General features: G+C 49.5%; 1 protein-coding gene. It reads left to right on the top strand.

Features of this window, described 5'->3' with window-relative positions:
* A partial coding sequence (locus tag CD118_RS12130; RefSeq protein ID WP_206167726.1) for a YPDG domain-containing protein occupies window positions 1–291 on the top strand: 291 nt, incomplete at both ends.

Genomic DNA, 291 nt, shown 5'->3' with positions numbered 1-291 from the left:
CAAATGGAGCAGACATTCCGAAGGATTGGGAAATAACAGTAGATCCAAATACAGGAACAGTAACAGTAACGCCACCAAAAGATGCGACACCAGGGACATCAATAGAAGTGCCAATAAAAGTCACATATCCGGATGATTCAGTGGATGAAACTTCAACAAGAATCATTATAGAAGAAGATGAGTCTGACGCAGACGCGGATGCCGACGCTGACGCAGACGCGGATGCCGATGCTGACGCTGATGCGGATGCTGATGCCGATGCTGACGCGGATGCCGACGCTGATGCAGACG

The sequence above is a fragment of the Staphylococcus coagulans genome, from assembly GCF_002901995.1.
GTDB lineage: Bacteria > Bacillota > Bacilli > Staphylococcales > Staphylococcaceae > Staphylococcus > Staphylococcus coagulans.
The sequence above is the reverse complement of the archived record's forward strand: the minus strand, read 5'-3'. Positions and strand labels throughout refer to the sequence as shown.